The sequence below is a fragment of the Hydrophilobacter chitinilyticus genome (genome assembly GCF_049860745.1).
In the GTDB taxonomy this organism is placed as follows: domain Bacteria; phylum Pseudomonadota; class Gammaproteobacteria; order Burkholderiales; family Burkholderiaceae_C; genus Rhodoferax_B.
Genome location: NZ_CP187561.1, coordinates 1,016,135 through 1,036,619, shown reverse-complemented (window position 1 = coordinate 1,036,619; position 20,485 = coordinate 1,016,135). Strand labels below are relative to the sequence as shown.

16 protein-coding genes and 1 riboswitch are annotated in these 20,485 nt (G+C 59.9%); of the genes, 9 read left to right on the top strand and 7 right to left on the bottom strand.

What is annotated here, in order from left to right:
• Positions 1 to 134: 134 nt before the first annotated feature.
• The 4 genes from ACPWMG_RS04880 to glmS all read right to left on the bottom strand — a co-directional run bounded on the left by ACPWMG_RS04880 (position 135) and on the right by glmS (position 7,759).
• The gene (locus ACPWMG_RS04880) at positions 135 to 3,242 is read right to left on the bottom strand and encodes an AAA family ATPase (RefSeq protein WP_483303534.1); all 3,108 of its coding nucleotides are present in this window, start codon (positions 3,240 to 3,242) and stop codon (positions 135 to 137) included.
• Positions 3,243 to 3,244: 2 nt separating this feature from the next.
• A complete protein-coding gene (locus ACPWMG_RS04875; protein WP_483303533.1) occupies positions 3,245 to 5,005 on the bottom strand; it encodes a hypothetical protein in 1,761 nt (586 codons plus the stop codon).
• Positions 5,006 to 5,066: 61 nt separating this feature from the next.
• On the bottom strand, positions 5,067 to 5,462 hold the full coding sequence (locus ACPWMG_RS04870; RefSeq protein ID WP_483303532.1) for a DUF4209 domain-containing protein: 396 nt from the start codon (positions 5,460 to 5,462) through the stop codon (positions 5,067 to 5,069).
• Between the two features lie 395 nt (positions 5,463 to 5,857).
• Positions 5,858 to 7,759, bottom strand: a complete 1,902-nt coding sequence (gene glmS / locus ACPWMG_RS04865; protein WP_483303531.1) for a glutamine--fructose-6-phosphate transaminase (isomerizing) — start codon at positions 7,757 to 7,759, stop codon at positions 5,858 to 5,860.
• 134 nt (positions 7,760 to 7,893) lie between these two features.
• Between glmS and ACPWMG_RS04860 the strand changes: the two genes are divergently transcribed.
• The 9 genes from ACPWMG_RS04860 (at position 7,894) to ACPWMG_RS04820 (ending at position 17,644) form a co-directional block, all read left to right on the top strand.
• Positions 7,894 to 8,379 (top strand): Lrp/AsnC family transcriptional regulator, encoded by a 486-nt coding sequence (locus ACPWMG_RS04860; protein ID WP_483303530.1) that lies wholly within the window; start codon positions 7,894 to 7,896, stop codon positions 8,377 to 8,379.
• A gap of 214 nt (positions 8,380 to 8,593) precedes the next feature.
• Complete coding sequence (locus ACPWMG_RS04855; protein WP_483303529.1) at positions 8,594 to 8,809, top strand: hypothetical protein; 216 nt, start codon at positions 8,594 to 8,596, stop codon at positions 8,807 to 8,809.
• 165 nt (positions 8,810 to 8,974) lie between these two features.
• Positions 8,975 to 9,241, top strand: a riboswitch (cobalamin riboswitch).
• A gap of 126 nt (positions 9,242 to 9,367) precedes the next feature.
• Complete coding sequence (locus ACPWMG_RS04850) at positions 9,368 to 11,536, top strand: TonB-dependent receptor (protein WP_483303528.1); 2,169 nt, start codon at positions 9,368 to 9,370, stop codon at positions 11,534 to 11,536.
• Positions 11,536 to 12,450: an ABC transporter substrate-binding protein gene (locus ACPWMG_RS04845; RefSeq protein WP_483303527.1), complete on the top strand. Its 915-nt coding sequence runs from the start codon at positions 11,536 to 11,538 to the stop codon at positions 12,448 to 12,450. Before ACPWMG_RS04850 ends, ACPWMG_RS04845 begins: the two co-directional genes overlap by 1 nt.
• On the top strand, positions 12,447 to 13,472 hold the full coding sequence (locus ACPWMG_RS04840) for a FecCD family ABC transporter permease (protein WP_483303526.1): 1,026 nt from the start codon (positions 12,447 to 12,449) through the stop codon (positions 13,470 to 13,472). The genes ACPWMG_RS04845 and ACPWMG_RS04840 overlap by 4 nt, the downstream gene beginning before the upstream one ends.
• A complete protein-coding gene (locus ACPWMG_RS04835; RefSeq protein WP_483303525.1) occupies positions 13,469 to 14,245 on the top strand; it encodes an ABC transporter ATP-binding protein in 777 nt (258 codons plus the stop codon). The genes ACPWMG_RS04840 and ACPWMG_RS04835 overlap by 4 nt, the downstream gene beginning before the upstream one ends.
• Positions 14,245 to 15,162, top strand: a complete 918-nt coding sequence (locus ACPWMG_RS04830) for an LLM class flavin-dependent oxidoreductase (protein WP_483303524.1) — start codon at positions 14,245 to 14,247, stop codon at positions 15,160 to 15,162. The genes ACPWMG_RS04835 and ACPWMG_RS04830 overlap by 1 nt, the downstream gene beginning before the upstream one ends.
• A gap of 318 nt (positions 15,163 to 15,480) precedes the next feature.
• Positions 15,481 to 16,416 carry an RNA polymerase sigma factor RpoH gene (gene rpoH, locus ACPWMG_RS04825; RefSeq protein ID WP_483303523.1) on the top strand — a complete coding sequence of 312 codons (936 nt, stop codon included), beginning with the start codon at positions 15,481 to 15,483 and terminating at the stop codon, positions 16,414 to 16,416.
• 262 nt (positions 16,417 to 16,678) lie between these two features.
• Positions 16,679 to 17,644: a Bug family tripartite tricarboxylate transporter substrate binding protein gene (locus tag ACPWMG_RS04820; protein WP_483305175.1), complete on the top strand. Its 966-nt coding sequence runs from the start codon at positions 16,679 to 16,681 to the stop codon at positions 17,642 to 17,644.
• Positions 17,645 to 17,727: 83 nt separating this feature from the next.
• Here ACPWMG_RS04820 and ACPWMG_RS04815 read toward each other — a convergent pair whose 3' ends face one another.
• The 3 genes from ACPWMG_RS04815 to ACPWMG_RS04805 are packed head-to-tail and all read right to left on the bottom strand — an operon-like array spanning position 17,728 to position 20,473.
• Positions 17,728 to 18,342 carry an SCO family protein gene (locus ACPWMG_RS04815; RefSeq protein WP_483303522.1) on the bottom strand — a complete coding sequence of 205 codons (615 nt, stop codon included), beginning with the start codon at positions 18,340 to 18,342 and terminating at the stop codon, positions 17,728 to 17,730.
• A gap of 17 nt (positions 18,343 to 18,359) precedes the next feature.
• A complete protein-coding gene (cyoE, locus tag ACPWMG_RS04810; protein ID WP_483303521.1) occupies positions 18,360 to 19,304 on the bottom strand; it encodes a heme o synthase in 945 nt (314 codons plus the stop codon).
• Positions 19,301 to 20,473: a COX15/CtaA family protein gene (locus ACPWMG_RS04805; protein ID WP_483303520.1), complete on the bottom strand. Its 1,173-nt coding sequence runs from the start codon at positions 20,471 to 20,473 to the stop codon at positions 19,301 to 19,303. Before ACPWMG_RS04805 ends, cyoE begins: the two co-directional genes overlap by 4 nt.
• Positions 20,474 to 20,485 lie beyond the last annotated feature (12 nt).

The following is a 20,485-nucleotide window of genomic DNA, read 5'->3' as shown; positions in this document are numbered from 1 at the left end:
TCTGCAGCTCCATGTTCGGAGCGATGAATCGATGAGTGCTGCACACCGTTGGGTTGCTACGCTGCGAGGTGCCACTAGTCATAGGATGATTTCTGTGGCTCCACCTTGTTCACTGGAAACTGCTCACCCCGTCCTTATCCAGCTAAGATGTCTCGTGTCAGGTCGACTCGCTTGAAGCCCTCACCAAGGAAGCCGAACTTCCTCGCGAACAGCGAGGCAACTTTTGTGTCGGCAGTGGCGAAGAACACTTGTTTCTTCGAATTGACCGCCAAGTCGCGCAGGTAGTCTAGGAATGATAGTGCGTTCAAGTCATCCACATGGGCCACCGGGTCATCAATCAAAATAATCGGTGGGGCCTTAGCCGCAGTTCGATTCAACGCCAGAAAAACGGAAAGCGCGAAGGCGGCGCGCTGGCCCGTACTTACCTTATCGAGCGCCCAATTCTCTTGAGTTGCTTTGGAGCGAATTAGTACACCTTCGCTACCTACGTACTCGTATTCACTCGGCGAATGAATGCGAACAAATGCATCGTTAATTTCTCGACTAATCGCACCTAGCGATTTTGCCGTTGCGCTTTCGAGGGAAAGCTCCGAGCTCAACTTGCTCAATGCCAACGATGCCGCTTGAAAGTTCAAGCTCCTCATCAGAAGTTCGGCAATTTTCTTCCTTTGATTGCCAATGTCCTCAAGCATGCGTGAGATTTCAACGGACGCGGTTTCCTCCCGAGACACCGCCTGAGCCGCCTCATTCAGTGCTCTAAGCGCACCAGCGAGGGTCGCTTCGACGTCAGACAGCATTGTTTGACGTCCAATATCGAAATAACGAAGGAGTTCGTCACGTTGATTCTGGAGTACACCAATCTCTTGGTAAAGGTGAACAAAGGCTTCCATGCCCGCAGACGCTGATGCGCGAGTACGCCAGCCGTCATTAAACAAAGGCTCCATTTTTCGTCTGATGAGACCGAGTATTCGCTCAGTTCTCACGCGCAGCTCTGAAGTCTGCTCCCGCGCCTGCATCGCCGAGTCCAGATAAACCTTAGCATGAGATTCCACAGCAGAAATATCGTGTGGGCTCGAGGCTAAAGATTCAACGGCTGTGACGGATGAAAGCAAACTATCGTGCTCTTTATCGGACATCCCGGCGTGGTGAAGTCTGCTCAACGCATCTGATGCGGGTTGCAAATTTGACTTCGCTTGTTCGAAGTCGCGCCGCAACTGGGACAACGCTTCCGCGACCTCGCCGCAAGTTTGAGTAAGCGGGAGCGATAACTGAAAGGCAATCTGACTAAGATTCTCCAGAAATTTTTTCCAGTCCAACCATTGCTTGTGGGTTTCACGCGCGGTGCTAAGTCGAAGGGAAAGCTCCGTTAGCTCAGCTGGTTGAGCCAGTTCAGAAGTGATTCGCTCAATGTGCGCTGCCAAAGCGACTTCACCATGGACTATCTTACAGACCGGACAAGTAGTTGCAGGTGCGCCCCCTTTCAATGCAGCAAGCACAGCCGTTTTAAGGTCCTGAGCGGTCCTAGCTCGTTCCGTTGCCGTACGGTCAAACGATGCAGTCAATTGCTCCAACGATGCAATCTGGATTGAGGCTGATTCAATGCCCTGGGTTGCGCCGTCGAGGGCATCTAACAGTCGCACTGACTTGTACGCGAGGTCAACCGATGGCACTACAGCGTTTGCAAATGCACCGAGCTTGGTGCCAGCCGCACTAACTAGGTCACGGCAACGAAGATAGTCGCCCTGTACGACAGCGAAACGAGCTCGCAAGTAGTCCGCCCATCGGCTAAGGAGCCTCACCCAAGTGTCAAAGTTGGTGGCTTGACCTTCCAACGTTGCAACTTGGGCGTAGAGCGATTTAATCTCTGCATCTAGCGGAACAACCGCGCTATGTGCCTCATCGATGGCACGAATTCGCTCATCAAGGGATGAAAACGTAATGAACGAGGTTCCAGCCGCAAGCAACACTTGCACAGCGGAGTATGCGGCTTGTATTGGCTTCCCCTCATCCGCAGAAACGAATGGTGCCGTTGGCAGGACGCCGCGGTAGCCAACTAATGGAAGGCCGGCACGAAAAGCTTCACTGAGCGCCTTGGCTTCTGATGGGCGCTCTTGCAACTCTTTGAGTTTTGCCTGAGTTACTTCAAAATTCCTCTTGGCGTCTTGAAGGTAGAGCAGTGTGCGCTCGGCTTCCGTCTGAACTTCCGGCGCAAGCTTTATCAAGTAAGACCAAATCTGTGACGCGTCCGAGCCAACAATCAGCCGACTGAGGTCCTCAGGCAGTTCCTCAGGGTTAAGGTCGGCCGCAACGCGAAATGCAGCGTCGGTGTCTAGGAAGTTATATCTGCTAAAGCCGTTCAATAGAGCAGCGGACTGTTTCTCCTCACGGTTATACCAGTGCAAACACCTCGCGCGTAGTCGCGAGGATATGGTTGTTGCCGAGTGCTCCGTATCAGTGCCCCACAGCGTTCCGTATACTTTGGCAGCTCCGGTATGCGCGCGCCTGTTTTGACCGCAGTAGAAGAACTCAATCGCTTCAAGTAGCGAGGTTTTTCCCGCCCCGTTGGGCCCCGTAATCAGGGTTACTTGGCCGAAATTGAACGTGCCTCTCCCATCATGTACCGGTCGAAAATCCTCAATTCTGAGCTTCGAAAGCCATCGCTCATGCAGATTTTCGTCGGACGCGTGCAGGATGAGTGCCTTGCGCGACGAGGCGATACGTCCTGCTTTTCCGGCCCCAATCTGCTCGAGCATCATGGTTCTTGCGGGGCGGTCTAGGATGCCATCAATGTTTGCTTCCCGAAGAAGATTGCCCCACTCTCCGACGATGTCGAACTCCTGAGAGCTCGGACTCGGTGTGAAATACTGGGCGGCCCCGAGAACGGAAGCAAGCTCGTCTTCCGAAACCACCCGCTTCCGAGCGAAATCCTCGTCGGCTTCGATTACCGCCTTCGCGCGTTGAAAGCCAGGCTGCTCCACCGACTTCGGGCCCGCGACGAAGTAGATGTACTTGTTCCAACGAAGGTCGCCGGGAGAGTTGAAGAAGTCCTCGCCCAAGATGCGCTCCTGGAACTCACGCAAGCTTTGAGCGCGGCCAACAACATTGTCTGCCAGGTCGATATATGCCACCGCGAAGCATTTTCCAGCGTGAAGTCGTTCTCCGCGAACCACCGCTTCGTCGACTTCCTCGACCGCACCCAACAACTGGGTTACCTTCTCTCTTGCAGTTTCGAGTGATTGCATAGTCATGTCTTAGTGAATGATTCGGGATTCTTGCCGTCGTCGGCAATGTGAGTCAGTTGCGGGATGGTGGCGAACACAGGGCCTGTTACCGTGAGATAACAAACGGCGACCCGATGTCGGCGTTCTGGCACGTCCTCCCGGTGCAGCAATGCGTAGGCGGCATCGCAGACATCCTTAATTCGACCTGGCTCCGGTTGAAAGCCAAGGAATGCGACGTGAGCTGGCTGCACGTCGGCCTTGATGACGTTCGTGTGCGGCGATTTCTTGGACCAGTAGACCTGAGCGCCTCCACCGCTGAGGTCGCGGATTTGGAGGGGCAGTGGCGCAGTCGCCAGAATCTCGTGTAAAGCAGTCACGCTCTGGACCTGGCCATGCCGACTAGCTTGCGACTCTTCGTTGCGCTCCAAGCGCACTGTGAATCGTTTGGTTATTTCGTCATCGCTCATGCAGAGAGCCTTCAACTTGGCCGCCCCATACCAATCGTCCGAATTTGATGCGATGCCGCAGGAAAGGGCAACGGCTCGCTCAACTCGTAGGCGGCTTTCATCCTTGGCAAGGGTGGTGAAAGCTGCCTCCGCTTTCTCGTCGCACGCGATGAGCTCCGCCAGGCACGTGTCTGCACAGTCGGTCTCCGAGGCCCAGCCATCCGCGTCATCCCAGACGTAGCGCGCCTCTAGCTTTGGGCCTGTGTCGACTGCAAGAAGCTGCAAGCCCGTGTGCACAACCTTTGGAACGCTAAACTCGAAAACTGCAGGGGAATTGTGGAAGTGAAGGACATGTCGGCTTCTGCGATGCCAAGAGTAGTAGAGACCGTTGCGCTCGTTCGGCTCCACCAGGGAGTCGTCAGAAGAAGCTCGGTCATGCGGCAAGTACCAGGCCGACCCTGCCTCATTTCCCCACTCATGCTTCTTGCCGCCTTCCTTTTCCAGAAACTCCATGTTCTCGGCCCAGTTGAGGCAGACGATGTCGCAGTTGTTCGTTCGGGCGTGGCGACTGAAGGTCTCTACTCGGTATTTCAGGTAGTCAGCATTCCGCGGTTTAGGGTTCAACTGGATATGAAGGAGAGTTGCATCCTCGGTGAGTCTCAGGAGGACTTCTTTGTCATTTGTTATGCTGAAGGCATCGGAGCAAATGATGGCCGAGAGCGCGAGCCGATTATTTGGGCCGTGAAACTGATAGACAAACTTGCCTGTTCGAAGGACGCCGTTCTCGAAGTATTGGTCGTCCCTCGATGAGATAGTCTTGAACTGTATGAGAACGACGCGGAGGATTTTTCCGGTCGCCTTGTCGTTGGACAGGAAGCAATACGCCACGGGGTCGAAATAGCTGCCTTGTGACGGAGCAGCGTCATCGTTCTCATAGAACACCCGGCACTTTCCAGAGCTCTCCGCGCTGTTCTTGAAGTCGGCCAATTGGGTGGCCGTCATGCTCTCGCAGCCCAGCACCCAAATTGCATCAGCTGCAGGAAACGAGCCTCCCAAGACACAGTTCAGGAGCGTCTTTCTGGGGAGGTAGTACTCAGGAGTAACGACCAAGTGATGGCCCTGCTTGGTCGCCATCTCGAACAGCGCAGACGCTTGACGGTCAGCAAAATCCAAGTCTGCGGGACCGATTCGCGTAGCGTTGCCGACAAACGGGCCCGCCGGCTGAAAAAACAAGGCCCGATAACTCTTCTCGGTAGCCTGTAAGACCTCAAGTGTCGGGTTTGACAACCCTTGCTTTTCAAGAAAATCGCCAACGTTGACGACGTTGTCCAACTTCATTTCCTAGCCTCCCGGACGTTATTGCTTTTACCCACCTATCCTATCAAGCTGACAACAAGGGCTAACTGACCCTTTGCATCCAGTAAGACTTGAAGACGAGATTCAAAATTAGCCACCATGCGTAGATTCCGTCCGGGGAATTCGCGACGGCGGCATCCAACAAACCTTGCGCGACTTCGTTTCGGAAGTTAGTCCCGTGCGCCGAACAAAACAGAGCCTTAATTTCGAAAGCCAGGTCTTCTCCGAGCACCTCGCTCGCCATTTCGTCCTCCATAAGCGTGCTGAGCCCCAGCTCGTTTTCCACTCCCACTCTATCGAGAGTCGTGGTGCTCAATCCTGCATTTTTGAAATGCACTCGGACCAGGTGCTCGAGTTGAGGAGCGAGTAAGTACAGTGCGGCATGGAAGTCATAGTCGACACCGGCAGATGAGCCTGTAACGAACGCATAACCGGTCATCGCGTGATTCCCTATACGGCCCCGTACAAGCCATGCCTCCTACATCGCGGCGCGACAGACGCTCTATAAAAGAGCCTTTCGGAAGCTCTTTGGGTGACTTCCAACACCCTGCCGGAAGCACCTTTTGGTCGCAAAAACGGCCCCTTTTAAGCGGCCGTTATGCATGCAATGTTTGCGAACAAAGCCAATGGGGTTTCATCGACCTTTTTGATACACTTTTGTTACAAAGATTGAGACCAAAAGTGAGGGGTAAATCGAACATCATTTTGTGGAGTTTGCGCACATCAGATTTGGTGTCATTTCAGAGGAGAAACTCCACTTATTACTCCACTTCTCTGACACGACCTACTCCACTTTTAATTGCCTTCCGCAAAAAGGCCCCGAAGGGCCTTGTCTTATTCCACTGTCACGCTCTTGGCGAGATTACGAGGCTTATCCACATCTGTCCCTCGCGCGCACGCCGTGTGATACGACAGCAACTGCAGCGGCACCACGTGCAGCAACGGAGATAGCGCTCCGTAGTGCTCGGGCATACGGATCACATGCAGACCTTCGCCGCTTTCGATGTGCGAGTCGGCATCGGCCAATACATACAGCACACCACCGCGCGCGCGCACCTCTTGCATATTGCTCTTGAGCTTTTCGAGCAAGGCATCGTTAGGCGCAACAGTGACCACCGGCATCTCGCCGGTCACTAACGCCAGCGGGCCGTGCTTGAGTTCGCCTGCGGCGTAGGCTTCGGCGTGGATGTAGGTGATTTCTTTGAGCTTGAGTGCACCTTCCAAAGCGATGGGGTAATGCAGGCCGCGGCCCAGGAACAAGGCGTTTTCTTTGTTGGCAAAGTCGTCTGCCCAACTGATGATTTGCGGCTCCAGCGCCAGCACGGCTTGCAGCGCGGCGGGCAGATGGCGCATGGCTTTGAGGTGGGAGGCTTCTTCGGCATCGCTCAAGCGGCCTTTGGTCTGCGCCAGGGCCAAGGTCAACAGGAACAAGCCCGCCAGTTGCGTGGTGAAGGCCTTGGTGGAGGCCACGCCAATTTCAACACCCGCACGTGTGATGTAGGCCAGTTCACATTCGCGCACCATGGCCGAGGTGGCCACGTTGCAGATGGTCAGGGTGTGCGTCATACCCAGGCTTTGCGCGTGGCGCAGTGCGGCCAGGGTATCGGCGGTTTCGCCGGATTGCGTGATAGTGACCACCAGCGTTTTGGGGTTGGGCACCGATTCACGGTAGCGGTATTCACTGGCAATTTCCACTTGCGTGGGGATCTTCGCAATCGATTCGAGCCAGTACTTGGCTGCGCAGCCGCTGTAATAGCTGGTGCCGCACGCCAGGATCAACACCGAGTCGATCTCTTTAAACACACGCGCGGCACTGACGATGCGGCCGTCTTCGCCAGGCTGGCTGTCGAACAGGTCAGGGGTGATGCCGACCACGCCTTCCAGCGTGTCGGCAATGGCGCGCGGCTGCTCGAAGATTTCTTTCTGCATGTAGTGGCGGTACGGGCCCAACTCGGCGGCGCCGCTGTGCGCGTGCACGGTTTTGACGGTGCGGGTGACAGGTTTGTGCGCCTTGTCGACGATCCAGTATTTGCCCAGTTGCATGTCGACCACGTCGCCCTCTTCCAGGTAGACGATTTGATCGGTCACGCCGGCGAGTGCCATGGCATCGCTGGCCAGGAAGTTTTCAGACGACTGCTGGCCCACGCCCAAGATCAGCGGTGAGCCGGCACGGGCACCCACCACGCGGTGCGGCTCGTCTTTGGAGAACACCGCAATGGCATAACCACCACGCAGTTGGCGCACGGCGGCTTTCACGGCCTCGAAGATATCGCCGTCATACAGGCTGTCTACCAAGTGGGCGATGACTTCTGTATCGGTTTGGCTATGGAACACATAGCCGCGCGCTTGCAAGGCGGCGCGCAGTTCGTCGTGGTTTTCGATGATGCCGTTGTGCACCAGCGCAATGCGGCCGGGTTTGGTGGCGGCATCAGCCCCGGTGCCGTGGCTGAAATGGGGGTGAGCGTTGTGCACCGCAGGCGCGCCGTGGGTGGCCCAGCGGGTGTGGGCAATGCCGGTACCGCCAGCCACCTTGTCTTCTTCTACCTGCGTCATCAACTCGGCCACGCGCGACGTGCTGCGCGCGCGCTGCAGACCGGTAGCCGCTTGGCCGTCCAGGCTGCCGGCGTGCACGGCAACACCGCAGGAGTCATAGCCACGGTATTCCAGACGTTGCAGACCTTGAACCAAGATGGGAACGATATTGCGCGTAGAAACTGCGCCGACGATGCCGCACATAGAAGACTCCTGTTGAAGAATGGCTCGCATCGTAGGTCAGATGTCGCGGCAGTTGCATTCAATATTTCACAACAAACGCAAGATAATTTCACTACCATTGACATGTGAAATTTATGAACTAAATTTCATAATTTATGAAACAAATAGAACTCGACGGCACGGACTTTCGTTTGCTGGATCAGTTGCAGCGTGACGCCTCGCTGAACAACCAAGCGTTGGCAGAGCAAATCCACGTGTCACCGCCCACCTGTTTGCGCCGCGTCAAGCGGCTGCTGGATGCAGGCTTGATCGAGCGGCAAATTGCCATCCTCAGCCCCGAAAAACTGGCTCCCGCGCTGGGCTATGGTTTGACGGCCATCGTCGAAATTACGCTGGATCGCCAGGGTGCCGAGGCACTTGATGCCTTCGAAGCACGCGTGGGGGAAGACGTGGCGGTACAGCAGTGTTACCGCGTGTCACCAGGTCCGGACTTCTGCTTGGTGGTTTTTGCGCGCGACATGCCTGACTACTTGGCGTTGGCCCAGCGCCTTTTCACCAATGACGCCAATGTGCGTAACGTCAAGGCATTCTTTAGCTTGAAACGCGCCAAGTTCGAGCCCGGCATTCCGCTACCGCTATAGGACTTGCCTTGATTTGCAATCTATGAGCAAGAACATTTCGATAGCACATTAGCTATATCAGTCAATCGATTAGCCAAACTTTCAACCCCAAACCCTCCGACAGTTCGGTAGCTATTTTGGGCGGTAAGTTACGTGTAAACCCTGGGTTTTTGGTGGTTGTTACACCCTGTTCCAGATGGAAACACCTGTGTGCCCTTACAGTACTGATCAAACCATGCAGTACAAAACCATCTACAAATGTGGTCATTGCGGCGCCACCAGCTACCGCCCCGTGATCGACCGAGACAGCACCGGAGCACTTACGCCTTCGGGTGTTTACCGCTGTACGGGGTGCCGAGTGACCTTTGAAGATCTGCGCGATTGGTGGGGTCACGATGGCGCGGGTCTTAACGCCGCACCAGTAGCCCAGAGCATTCGCACAACTTCCTGAGCCTGGTGCGCATCCCCGCGCCCTATCACCTCATCCCCTTTTTACATTTCTCGCGCCACATCGCAACCTGCTTGTGAACAGACTTCGATCGTCTTTACACATTCTTTTCAATTCATTACCCGCACCTATAATCGCCCCCGGCCTGCCACCCACCTCTGGTGAATGGCAGACCACGGTTGCCAGGTGCCTCGCTTGTTCTCTTGACTTGAGAATGCGAGGTTAAACGGGAAGCAGGTGACGCACGTCTCACACGACGCGCCACTCCTGCGCTGCCCCCGCAACGGTCAGCGGATATGGAAATCCCCAGGTAGATGCCCACGGCATCCACAGCCACTGCGCTTCACGCGTGGGAAGGCGGGCGTTTCTTTTCTTTGGTGCTTTCACCCAAGATGCTCCGCGAGCCCGGATACCGGCCTGCGCCACCGCCTTCGGACGTTGCGGGAGTGCGTCGGTCCGGGCCGGCCGCTGCTTTTGCCGCAGCCTGCTTCGACGTGTGCCTTCAGCGTGCTTTTTGATGTCGATCGTTCCGCGGGGTCGCGGAACATGCTGGAGCCGCGCATGCGCAAGTTGTTTCCCATCCCCTCTTCTGGGGCCGTCGTCCTCGCCTGTCTGTCCGTTGCCGCTGTGGATGGCACCGCACAAACGTCAGACTCATTCAAAGAAGTTTTCGTCACCGCCACCGCTCGGCCCGAAGAGCGCAGCCGCATCGCCGCCACCACGCAGGTGATCGACCGCGCGTCGATTGAACGCTCCAGCGCGCAATCGGTGACCGACCTGCTGGCCGAGAACGCCATCGGTTTCTTCAGCGAGTGGACAGCCGCGCAGACCTCCATCAACATCCGCGGCGCCACCAGCGATGGCCAGGGCCGCGACTTCAAGGGCCAGGTCTTGGTGCTGGTGAATGGGCGGCGCGCGGGCACGGCCAACATCTCCAAGCTCAGCACGGCCGACATCGAACGCATTGAAATCGTGCGTGGCCCAGCTTCGGTAATTTACGGCAGCCAGAACATGGGTGGGGTGATCAACATCATCATGAAAAAAGGCGCAGACGCACCACCGAGCCAAGCTACGTTGACAGGTGGCTCCTGGGAGTTGGCGACGGTGGCGGCGCAGACCAGTGGCGCTACCGAGAGCGTCGATTGGTATATAGGCCTGTCGGGCGGCCAACGCGGCGACTACGACTCTGGCAAGGGCGGCGGCACCATGGCCAACACCGGCTGGGAGCGGCGCGCGCTCAGCAGCGCGGTGGGCTTTGAGATCAATGCCTTGAACCGCATCGACCTGCAGTTGCGCACCGATGGCATTTACAACGCGGGCTTCCGTGGATCGGGCGCCAACACCATCAGCCAAGACGACCGCACCAACGCCTCGTTCGATGCGGTGTACGAAGGCCGCACTTCCGACGAACGCATCAGTTGGATGGCCCAAGCCTACGCCGTCAAAGACGAAGACGAATTCAAATGGGCCTCGCCCGTGATCCGCAGCGGCACCGCCGCCGTGCCTGGCACACGCAGCGACTACAACCTGCGCACGCTCGACATTGCCGGGACCCGACTGCAGCCGCGCTTCAAACTGGGCGAAGGCAACGACCTGCTGCTGGGCTACGACTTCGAGCACAGCCGCCTGCGCTCCGACCGCGTGCGTGTCGCCATGCCCGGCGGCCCAAGCGGCCAAGTGGCACCGTACGACAACAACCAGACCGAACAAGTCAACGCCCTGTACTTTGAAGACGCGCAAAAATTCTTCAGCGACCGCGTCACCCTGCGCGGCGGCGCACGCCGCACCTGGGGCACTACGGACTTCGACCCCACGCCCAACCTGGCGTTGCAGCGTGGCCGCAGCCAGTCTTACCAGGTGACCACCTGGTCGACCGGCGCCACCTGGCGCGCGCTCGACACGCTGAATCTGCGCACCGGCCTCTCCACAGGCTTTCGTGCGCCCACCGCAAGCGAACTTGGCGCCGACTTCACCGCCGTGGGCGGTGGCCGCACCTTCGGCAACCCTAACCTCAAGCCCGAGAGCAACCGGCAAATCGAAGTTGGCGGCACATGGCAAATGCCAGCCGGGCAACTCGACATGGCGCTGTTTCAAAACACCATCTCCAACCGCATCGTCACGGTGTCGCGCGGCGCCACCACCAACACCTCAGACTACGCCAACAACGGCGCCGACATTCTGGTGCGCGGGCTGGAAGCCAACGCCGATGTGGACTTGGCCAAGCTCCTCAACTTCGACAAGAGCCCGCACCGCGTGAGCGCCTTCGCCAACGGCTACTACAACTTCAAGATGCAGGACAAAGGTGCCACCACACTCGCCACCGACTTCGTGCAACGCATGTACAAGTTCGAAGCGTCCTTCGGCATGCGTTACGCACGCGGCTCCGGCGCGCAGCCTAACGATTGGAGCCTGCAAGTTGGCGCGCTGCTGCGCGGGCCCATGTGGTACGACACCGAGGAGGCGCTGCTGATTCCGCAAGGCGAGCCGAACAGCACGTTCATCCACCGCAAGGGCGCCTTCACCACCTGGAACCTGCGCGGCGACTACCGCGTCAACAAGTCGGTGAAGCTGTTTGCGCGCGTGGACAACCTGTTCGACCTCAACCGCAGCCCCATCTTCATCGCACTCGACCAGAAGCCGTGTATTGCTGACCCACGCTTCCAGAACGGCGGCTGTGGCACATCGATGCCCGGCCGCGCGTTGCAAGTGGGCATGCTGGTGAACTTCTGATGCAACGACATGCGCCTCTTCTGTGGAGGGGCCGTCAGTCATGGGCGCGGGGGTTCACGCTGGCCATCGCGCTGTGCTCGGCGGCGTTGGCGCATGCCACGCCGATCGAAGTGCGTGATGCCTTGGGCCGCAGCGTGGTGCTGCCCGCAGCACCCCAACGCTTGGTGACCATCTTCGCGTCCAACACCGAACTGGTTGCCTCGCTAGGGTTGGCCGATCGCATCGTCGGCATCGAGGACTACACCCGCTTCCCGGCCGAGGTGTTGGGCCGCCCAAAAGTGGGCGGAAGGCTTGGCTTCTCGGTGGATGCGGTGGTCGCCCAGCGGCCCGATCTGGTGATCGTCACACCGGCTCGCCAGGCTGCGCACCAGTTGGTCGACCCCATGGAACGCCTGGGTGTGCCGGTCATCGTGCTGCTGAGCCGCAGCGTGGGCGAAGTGCTCGACAACATCCGCCTGGTGGGCCGCGCCACGGGTGTGGCCGAGCGTGGCGACGCCCTAGCGGCATCGCTGCAGCAGCGGCTGGACGCTGTAGCACAACGCATCGCCAACCGCCCCGCCCCGCGCCTGGTGATGGTGACGGGCCGCGTAGGCAACGGCATGCTGCTGGTCGCGCGCGAAGACACCTACACGGGCGAGGCCATGCTCAAGGCCGGAGGCCGCTTCGCCCTCGCAGGCCGAGGCGCCGTGCCGCAGGTTTCGCCCGAAGCCGTGTTGGCTTCAGACCCCGACGTCTTGCTGTTCGCTGGCACACGCGCCGCGCTCGACGAGTTGGTGCGCCAGCCTGGGTGGCGCGACATGCGTGCCGTCCGCGCAGGCCGCGCCATCACGGTGTCGCGTAGCGAATTCCTCATCCCCGGCCCGCGCACGATCAATGGCATCGAGTCGCTGGCCCGCATTCTTCATCCGCAATGACATCTTCATCCGCACACCACGATCCACATACTCGCCAGTCGTGGCGCCCTTGGTTGACCGGCCTGGGCGTACTGGCCGCGGCGCTGCTGCTCGCGGCGTGCGCCGGGCACCAATGGTCGTCACCGGCCGACATCTATCACGCACTAAAGGGCGACGACAGCCTGCGCAGCCGGCTGTTACTGCAATGGCGCCTGCCGCGTGTGGCGGCTGCTGCGCTGGTGGGCGCGTTGCTCGGCTTGTCCGGCGCCGTATTCCAAGGCGTGTTTCGCAATCCGCTGGCCGAGCCTTATTTGCTAGGCGCATCGGGCGGTGCAGCCTTGGGCGCCACCATCGCTTTGCTGGTGCCCTTGGGCGTACCGCAATCACTGTTGCTGCCGGCCCTGGCCTTTGGTGGCGCCTGGGGCTCCACCATGCTGGTGCTGGCGGTATCGCGCGTGGCGGGTGCATTTGATGCCGCCGGCATGTTGCTGGCCGGTGTGGCCATCGCCGCCATGCTGGGTGCCGTGCGCTCGTTCTTGATGCTTGCGTTGTCCGATGAAACCGTGAGCCTGCAAGTGGTGATGAGTTGGGTGCTGGGCGGCATTCAAACGCCAAGTTGGCCTGGCCTGGGATTGCTGGCGCTGTTGTGTGTGGGCAGCTTGCTCGCCACCGCCACCATCGCGCGTGGACTGGATTTGCTGGGCCTGGGTGCCACCGCTGCGCAAGGTTTTGGCCTGGACGTGGCGCGCTTCACGCCCTTGGCCGTGGTGGTCGGTTCACTGGTGGTGGCCGCCGCTGTGGCCTACGGCGGCTTGGTGGCGTTTGTAGGGTTGGCAGCGCCGCACATTGCGCGCTGGATGGTCGGGCCACTGCACCGCGTGTTGCTGCCTGCCTCGGCACTCACCGGCGCGATTGTGGTCACGTTGGCCGACGCGATTGCACGTGCCGCCTTGCCACCCGCTGAGATACCGCTGGGGCTAGTGACGGCAGTGGCCGGTGGTCCCTTTTTCATTTTGCTGCTGGCACGGAGGTTACGTTCATGACCGTACAACCCTGGCGATTGGAGGCGCGTGGCCTCGGCCTGTCGCGCCGTGGCCAACCGGTTTTAAACAACGTGTCGCTGGCCTTGCCCGCACAAGGCGCCATCGCCATCATCGGCCCCAACGGCGCGGGCAAGTCCACACTGCTCTCGCTGCTGGCCGGTCTGCTCGTGGCCGAGCAGGGCCAAGTGCTGCTCGACGGGCGCGACATTGCCACCGTGCCTATTGCCGCACGCGCGCAGACCATTGGCTTCATGCCGCAGCGTTTTGAACCACATTGGGATTTAACGCTCTCGGAGCTGCTGGGCATGCGGCTCGCCACCACCAAAGCCGTGACGGTCGACGAGGTGATCACGCGCGAGGGCTTGGGTGCTTTCCGCCACCGCCGCTGGTCGACCATGTCCGGCGGTGAACAAGCCCGCGCGCTGCTGGCCACCGTGCTGGCCCCCAACCCACCCGTGCTGCTGGCCGACGAGCCGGGCGCGAACCTCGATGTGCGGCACCGGCTGGCCTTGGTCGAGGCCTTGGCCCAACGCGGCAAAACCCAACTGGTGCTGGTGGCCATGCACGACCTCGACGTGGCCTTTCGCCACTTTGAGCGGGTGGTGGTGGTGGCCGATGGCGGCATTGCGGCCGATGGCGGCGCAGAGCTGGTGCATTCGCCGTTGCTCGATCACATCTTCGGCGTGCACTTCGAGCGCATTGCGGCGACGCCCGAGGTGTTGCTGCGCGCCCACCTGCGCGCACCAACGCCCGCCATAGAGGTCAACGCCTGATGCGCATTGATCTGGCGGGCTGGACACGCGACGCCACGCAAGGCCATCCACGCGACTTCTTTGCGCTGTTCGAAGCGGCCGACCGTTGGGGATTCGATGGCGTGTGGTTCAGCGAATTCCGGTTGCCCCAGGCAGACTGGCCCTACCCTTCGCCCTTGCTCTTGGCTGCTGCGCTGTTAGCCCGCACCGAGCGCTTGCGCGTAGGCACGGCGGTGCTGGTGTTGCCGCTGCACCAGCCGCAGTTGCTGGCGGAAGAACTCGCGCAGCTCGATTTTCAAAGCGGTGGTCGCTTAGACGTTGGGCTGGGGCGTGGCACCGAAGCCGCCACACTTCAGGCGCTGAACATCGACGCGAGCAGCACACGTGCGCGGTTTGAACAGGCCTGCGACCACCTGCTGAGCGTGCCGCATCCACCGCTCTACATTGCGGGCTCCACGCCCGAAAGCATTGGCTTCGCCGTCCAGCGCAACCTACCGTTGCTGCTGAGCCTGGAGCCGCCGGAAGATCGGCAACTCACGCACCTTGATGCATTGGCCAGTGCATCAGCGCCCAGCCTGCGCGCACGTTCTTCGTTGGCACGTTATGTCTGTATTGGCAAGAGCGCCGCAGACGTGAAGGCCCAACTCGACGACCTTTGGCCGCGCCTTTACGAGCGCCGGGTGTTCTTCGCTACCAAGCGAGGTGTACCTTTGAACCAAATTCCACCTATCGATGTCGAACGCACTCTGAGGGAGCAATTCATCTACGGCGACCCCGCAGCTTGTTATGCGCAGATCGTGGCTCTGCGCGAGCGCACCGGCATTCCCAGCTTGCGCTGCGTGTTCAACGCCAATGGCATGTTGAGCAACGCCACAGCGCTGGCGGGTATGGCGCTTTTTGCCCAGGAAGTGCTTCCGGCGACGAAGGCCAGGCCTTGAAGGCGGAAGCGCGGTAAGGGAGAGCCAAAGCGCTCAAACGGTGTAGGCAGACTGGAAACAATGAATTTCAGAAATCTCAACAAACTTCACTCGGCACAGCTCAAACCGAAATACCACCCCCATATCCTCAAAATAAATTCTCTTATTAATCAATAAGTTAGATTCATAAAAACGCCAAAATCGAGTGCAAACACACTGAAATATTGGCGTTGACAAGCCCCCCAAAAGCTATCACCGCCATAGGGGGAAATGGAACTTCTGCCTTAGCACTCGACTCCATAGAGTGCTAATATTTCGTTCTGAGAAAGGGAATCTGGTATGAACATTCAAACTGGAACCATGGCACCGGCACTGACTTCTGCAAATCCTTGGACGCTAGTTCCGTCCTTGGGCAACCTTGACGCCTACATTTCGGCCGTCAACCGCATGCCCATGCTCACGTTGGAGCAAGAACAGCAGTACGGTCGCCAGTTGAAGGACGACGGCAATGTCGACGCCGCAGGAAAGCTGGTGCTCTCGCACTTGCGCCTGGTGGTGTCCATCGCCCGCCAGTACCTGGGCTATGGCCTGCCACACGGTGACCTGATCCAAGAAGGTAACGTGGGCCTGATGAAGGCCGTCAAACGCTTCGACCCTGACCAAGGCGTGCGTTTGGTGAGCTACGCCATGCACTGGATCAAAGCCGAGATCCACGAATACATCTTGAAGAACTGGCGCATGGTCAAGGTGGCGACCACCAAGGCGCAGCGCAAGCTGTTCTTTAATCTGCGGTCTATGAAGCAAGGTTTCAAGGCCGACTCAGCTGATGGCAGCACACACCGCGACACGCTGAGCGAAGGCGAGATCGCCTCGATGGCCGAGCAGCTGAACGTGAAGCGTGAAGAAGTCATCGAGATGGAAACCCGCTTGTCGGGTGGCGACGTGATGCTCGACCCCGGTCCGTCCGAAGACGGCGAAGACAGCTACGGCCCCATCGCGTACCTGGCCGATACACACCAAGAGCCAACGGCCTTGCTCGAAGCGCGCCAACGTGACTCGCTCGCCAGCGACGGTATCAGCACCGCGCTGAGCGAACTCGACCCACGCAGCCGCCGCATCGTGGAAGAGCGCTGGTTGAAGGTGAACGACGACGGCTCTGGCGGCATGACGCTGCACGAGTTGGCCGCCGACTACGGCGTGAGCGCCGAGCGGATTCGCCAAATCGAATCGGCCGCGATGAAGAAGATGAAAAAGGCGCTGGCATACTACGCCTGACGCACTGGTTCACTAAACAAACAGGCGCCGCTTACCCGGCGCCTTTTTTTTGAAACTTTCGGGTTTCAATGACAACAACGCCAGCGCAACCCGCTGGCGTTGTCGTTTCCGCTTTCATGAAAAACTTCGGCCAGTGCAGCACCACAAGAATGAGGACAACCAGATGAACACTCGCCGAGCTCACGCTTCCCAATCCAACACCGCATCCATCTCCACATCGCTTCTGCGCCGCGCCGCCATCGTCACCGCGATAGCTAGCGCCATGGCTGCGCCTTGGCTCTCGGCACAAGCGGCGCCCGCAGCCCCGGCCGAAAACGCCGCCGGCTGGCCCAGCCAACCGCTGAAGATCGTGGTCGGCTTTCCCGCCGGCTCGTCGCCCGACCTGACGGCGCGCGCCATTGCCGAGCCCTTGGCCAAGGCCTTGGGCCAGCCCGTGATCGTGGAAAACAAAGTGGGCGCAGGCGGCAACATCGGCGCCGACGCCGTGGCCAAGGCCACCGACCAACACACCATCGGCCTGATGATCAACGGCAACATGACGATTGCCAAGTTGCTCAACCCCAAGGTCCCGTACGACCCGATCAAAGACCTCGCGCCCATCTCGCTCATCGGCACCGCGCCGCTGGTGCTGGCGGCACCGGTGAACGTGGGCGGCGGTGCCAATGCGTCGTCTGCAGACTTCTTTGTGGCCGCACGCAATGCGGGCGACAAGTGGAGCTACGGCACGCCCGGCGTGGGCACGGTGGGCCACTTGGGCATGGAGTTGCTGAAGCTCAAGAGCGGCATCAACCCGGTGCACATCCCCTTCCCCGGCTACGCGCAAGTGTTCAACAGCATGTTGGGCGGGCAAATTGAAGTGGCGATGCTGCCACCCGCGCTGGCCATGCAACAGGTGAAGGCCGGCAAGCTGAAGGCCATCGCCGTCACCTCGGCCGCGCGCAGCTCGCTGGTACCAGAGGTGCCGAGCATGGCGGAGATCGGCATTCGCGGCTTCCAGATGGAGATCTGGAACGGCGTGGCCGCCCCCGCTTCGTTGCCCAAGCCTTACGTGGCCAAGTTGTCGGCCGCGATCAGCGAGATCGTGCGCAGCCCGGTGATTCGCCAGCAGTTGTTTGTGCAGGGCTGGCAGGTGGTGGGCTCGTCGCCCGAGGGTTTGGCGAACCGCATCAAGTCGGATACGGCGCAGTTGGGTGGCGTGATCACCATGCGCGGCATTTCGACTGAATAACAGTCAAAAGCCTTTAAACAAAAAGAGCTGCTACCGCTTGATGAATAAGCGGTAGCAGCTCTTTTCTTTATAGCAAAGAAGATCTACGCTGATTTAAGCAACTGCTTCAAGTCAGCCACCAGGTCTTTCGCTGGGCTGCCGTAGCGCACGTACAGCCGCAGGTTGCCCTTGGTGTCGTACACATAGCTGCCGGCCGAGTGGTCCATGCTGTAGCTGGACGGCGTGGCCCCTTCCACCTTCTTGTAATAGACCTTGAAGTCCTTGGCCACAGCGGCCAGCTCTTCGGCCGAGCCGCGCAGGCCGATGAACGACGGGTCGAAGTTGGCCATGTAGGCCTTGATCACTTCCGGCGTGTCGCGCTCGGGGTCAACGGTGATGAACACGGCTTGCAGCTTGTCGCTGTCCGCGCCCAGCGCCTTCTTCACCTCGGCCAGCTCGGCCAAGGTGGTGGGGCAAACCTCGGGGCACTGCGCAAAACCAAAGAACACGACCACCAGCTTGCCCTTGAAGTCGGCAATGCTGCGCTTCTGGCCGAACTGGTCGGTCAGGGGAAAGTCTTTGGCGTAGTTGGCGCCGGTCATGTCCACGGCGGTGAAGCTGGGCTTGGCTTCAGAACAAGCACTCAAAATACCGCCGGCACTTGCCACGAGAGCGGAGACAGCTATTGTTCTAATAGCACTGCGTTTATCCATGCGCATGTAAGTCGACCTCAAATTCAAAAGACATAGTGGTCGATCAACAAAGCCGCAAAAAGTGCACTCAAATGGATCAACGAAAAGCGAAAAGTCTTGCGCGACAGCGCATCTGAATAGTTGCGCCACAGCGCTACGGCGTAACCGCAGAAGCCAATGCTCAGCACAATGGCCACCACCAGGTACAGCCACGAACTCATGCCGTAGATGAAGGGCATCAGGCAGGCGGCAAACAGCACAAAGGTGTAGAGCAGGATTTGCAGGCGGGTGAACTCGTTGCCGTGCGTCACCGGCAGCATGGGAAGGCCGGACTTGCGGTAGTCCTCCACGCGGTACAAGGCCAGCGCCCAGAAGTGCGGCGGCGTCCACAAGAAGATGATCAAGAACAGAATGCCGGCCTCGGGCCCCACAGAACCGGTGACCGCGGCCCAGCCCAGCACCGGTGGCATGGCGCCAGACGCGCCGCCGATCACAATGTTCTGCGGTGTGAGCGGCTTCAAGATCACGGTGTAGACCACGGCGTAGCCGACAAACGTGGCGAACGTGAGCCACATGGTCAGCGGGTTGACCCACACGTACAGAATGGTCGAGCCCACCACACACAACACGGCCGACAAGGCCAGCGCTTGCCAGTCTGGCAGCTCGTTTTTGGCCGTGGGGCGCCAGGCGGTGCGCTTCATCTTGGCGTCGATGCCCTTCTCCACCAGGCAGTTGAAAGCGGCTGCGGCGCCTGCCACCAGCCAGATGCCGGCGCAGGCAATCGCCCACAGTTGCAGGTCGGCCAACGTGGGCACGCCGGGCACGGCCAACACCATGCCGATCAGCGCGCAAAACACGATGAGCTGCACCACGCGCGGCTTAGTCAGCGAGTAGTACTGCCGCAAGCGCGAAGGCTGCGGCAAGGTTGGCGCGGCCGACGTCGTCGATGGCGTCGGGGTTGCGGGGGGGCTAGTGTCTGCGGCACTCATCCAGAAAATCTCGGTCCATTCAGGTGGGGCAAGCCCACGGGTTCAGCGGCGCTGCGGGTGGCGTACACGGTCCAGGTCAGCACCACCACCATCGCGGCGGCACCTCCGGTGTGCAGCACTGCGGCCAAAAGCGGCCAGCCCAGCACCACGTTGCTCAGGCCAGTGGCCAATTGGGCCACCAGCAAAAATCCCAGCCAGCGCGCGGGTTTGCGCAGGCTGTCAAATCGGTTCAGCTTCCAGGCCAGCAGCGCCAGCAACACCGCCGCCACATAGGCCATCAAGCGGTGCACGTAATGGATGGCGGTCAGCGCCTCAAAGCTGATGCTGCCGCCGTCGCCCTGTTGGCCCAGCGCGCGCCACAACTCAAAGCCCTGGCGGAAGTCCATCGCCGGCCACCAGCTATCCTGGCAGGTGGGGAACTGCGTGCAGGCCAGCACCGCATAGTTGGTGCTCACCCAGCCGCCCAGCGCAATCTGCACACCCAACGCCACCACACCGGCCCAGAGCAGCCACACCAAGCCAGTGGGCAACACCTGCGCAGGCAAACGCCCATCGGCACGCGCATACAACGCGGCCTGCGCACACAGCAGCAATAGCAACACCAGTCCGCCCAGCAAGTGCAGCGTGACGATGGCCGGGAACAACTTCATGGTGACGGTGAGCGCGCCAAACGCGCCTTGCAAACACACCCACACCAGCGTGACGGTTGGCCACCACGGGCTGATGGGCGCAGCGCCGCTTTTGCGCGCGCGCCGCCATTGCACCCAGCTCACCACGGCCAGCGCCAGAATCAATACGCCCACCGTGGTGGCCAGGTAGCGGTGGATCATTTCGATCCAGGCTTTCTGGTGCGTGACCGGGCCGGTGGGCATGGCCGACTGCGCGGCCGCGATGTCGCTGTGCGCACCCACCGGGCTGGCGTGGCCGTAGCAGCCGGGCCAGTCGGGGCAGCCCAGGCCAGAATCGGTCAGGCGCGTGAAGGCGCCGAACATCACCAAGTCAAAGGTCAGGAAGACGGTGAGCACCGTCAGCGCCTGCAACCGCCCTGCGGTGGTGGTGTGCTGGTTGCGCAACCAGACCCACGCCAGGGGGCCGACGGCCAGCAGCAGGCCGCCGAGCATCATCTGCACCAGAGGCGACAGGTCGTAGAGGGATTGAGAAACTTCCATCGCTACATTTCG

Coding starts and splice junctions, on each gene's coding strand:
- ACPWMG_RS04880 (WP_483303534.1), bottom strand. CDS start 3,242: ATGCAATCACTCGAAACTGCAAGAGAGAAGGTAACCCAGTTGTTGGGT.
- ACPWMG_RS04875 (WP_483303533.1), bottom strand. CDS start 5,005: ATGAAGTTGGACAACGTCGTCAACGTTGGCGATTTTCTTGAAAAGCAA.
- ACPWMG_RS04870 (WP_483303532.1), bottom strand. CDS start 5,462: ATGACCGGTTATGCGTTCGTTACAGGCTCATCTGCCGGTGTCGACTAT.
- glmS (WP_483303531.1), bottom strand. CDS start 7,759: ATGTGCGGCATCGTCGGCGCAGTTTCTACGCGCAATATCGTTCCCATC.
- ACPWMG_RS04860 (WP_483303530.1), top strand. CDS start 7,894: ATGAAACAAATAGAACTCGACGGCACGGACTTTCGTTTGCTGGATCAG.
- ACPWMG_RS04855 (WP_483303529.1), top strand. CDS start 8,594: ATGCAGTACAAAACCATCTACAAATGTGGTCATTGCGGCGCCACCAGC.
- ACPWMG_RS04850 (WP_483303528.1), top strand. CDS start 9,368: ATGCGCAAGTTGTTTCCCATCCCCTCTTCTGGGGCCGTCGTCCTCGCC.
- ACPWMG_RS04845 (WP_483303527.1), top strand. CDS start 11,536: ATGCAACGACATGCGCCTCTTCTGTGGAGGGGCCGTCAGTCATGGGCG.
- ACPWMG_RS04840 (WP_483303526.1), top strand. CDS start 12,447: ATGACATCTTCATCCGCACACCACGATCCACATACTCGCCAGTCGTGG.
- ACPWMG_RS04835 (WP_483303525.1), top strand. CDS start 13,469: ATGACCGTACAACCCTGGCGATTGGAGGCGCGTGGCCTCGGCCTGTCG.
- ACPWMG_RS04830 (WP_483303524.1), top strand. CDS start 14,245: ATGCGCATTGATCTGGCGGGCTGGACACGCGACGCCACGCAAGGCCAT.
- rpoH (WP_483303523.1), top strand. CDS start 15,481: ATGAACATTCAAACTGGAACCATGGCACCGGCACTGACTTCTGCAAAT.
- ACPWMG_RS04820 (WP_483305175.1), top strand. CDS start 16,679: ATGGCTGCGCCTTGGCTCTCGGCACAAGCGGCGCCCGCAGCCCCGGCC.
- ACPWMG_RS04815 (WP_483303522.1), bottom strand. CDS start 18,342: ATGCGCATGGATAAACGCAGTGCTATTAGAACAATAGCTGTCTCCGCT.
- cyoE (WP_483303521.1), bottom strand. CDS start 19,304: ATGAGTGCCGCAGACACTAGCCCCCCCGCAACCCCGACGCCATCGACG.
- ACPWMG_RS04805 (WP_483303520.1), bottom strand. CDS start 20,473: ATGGAAGTTTCTCAATCCCTCTACGACCTGTCGCCTCTGGTGCAGATG.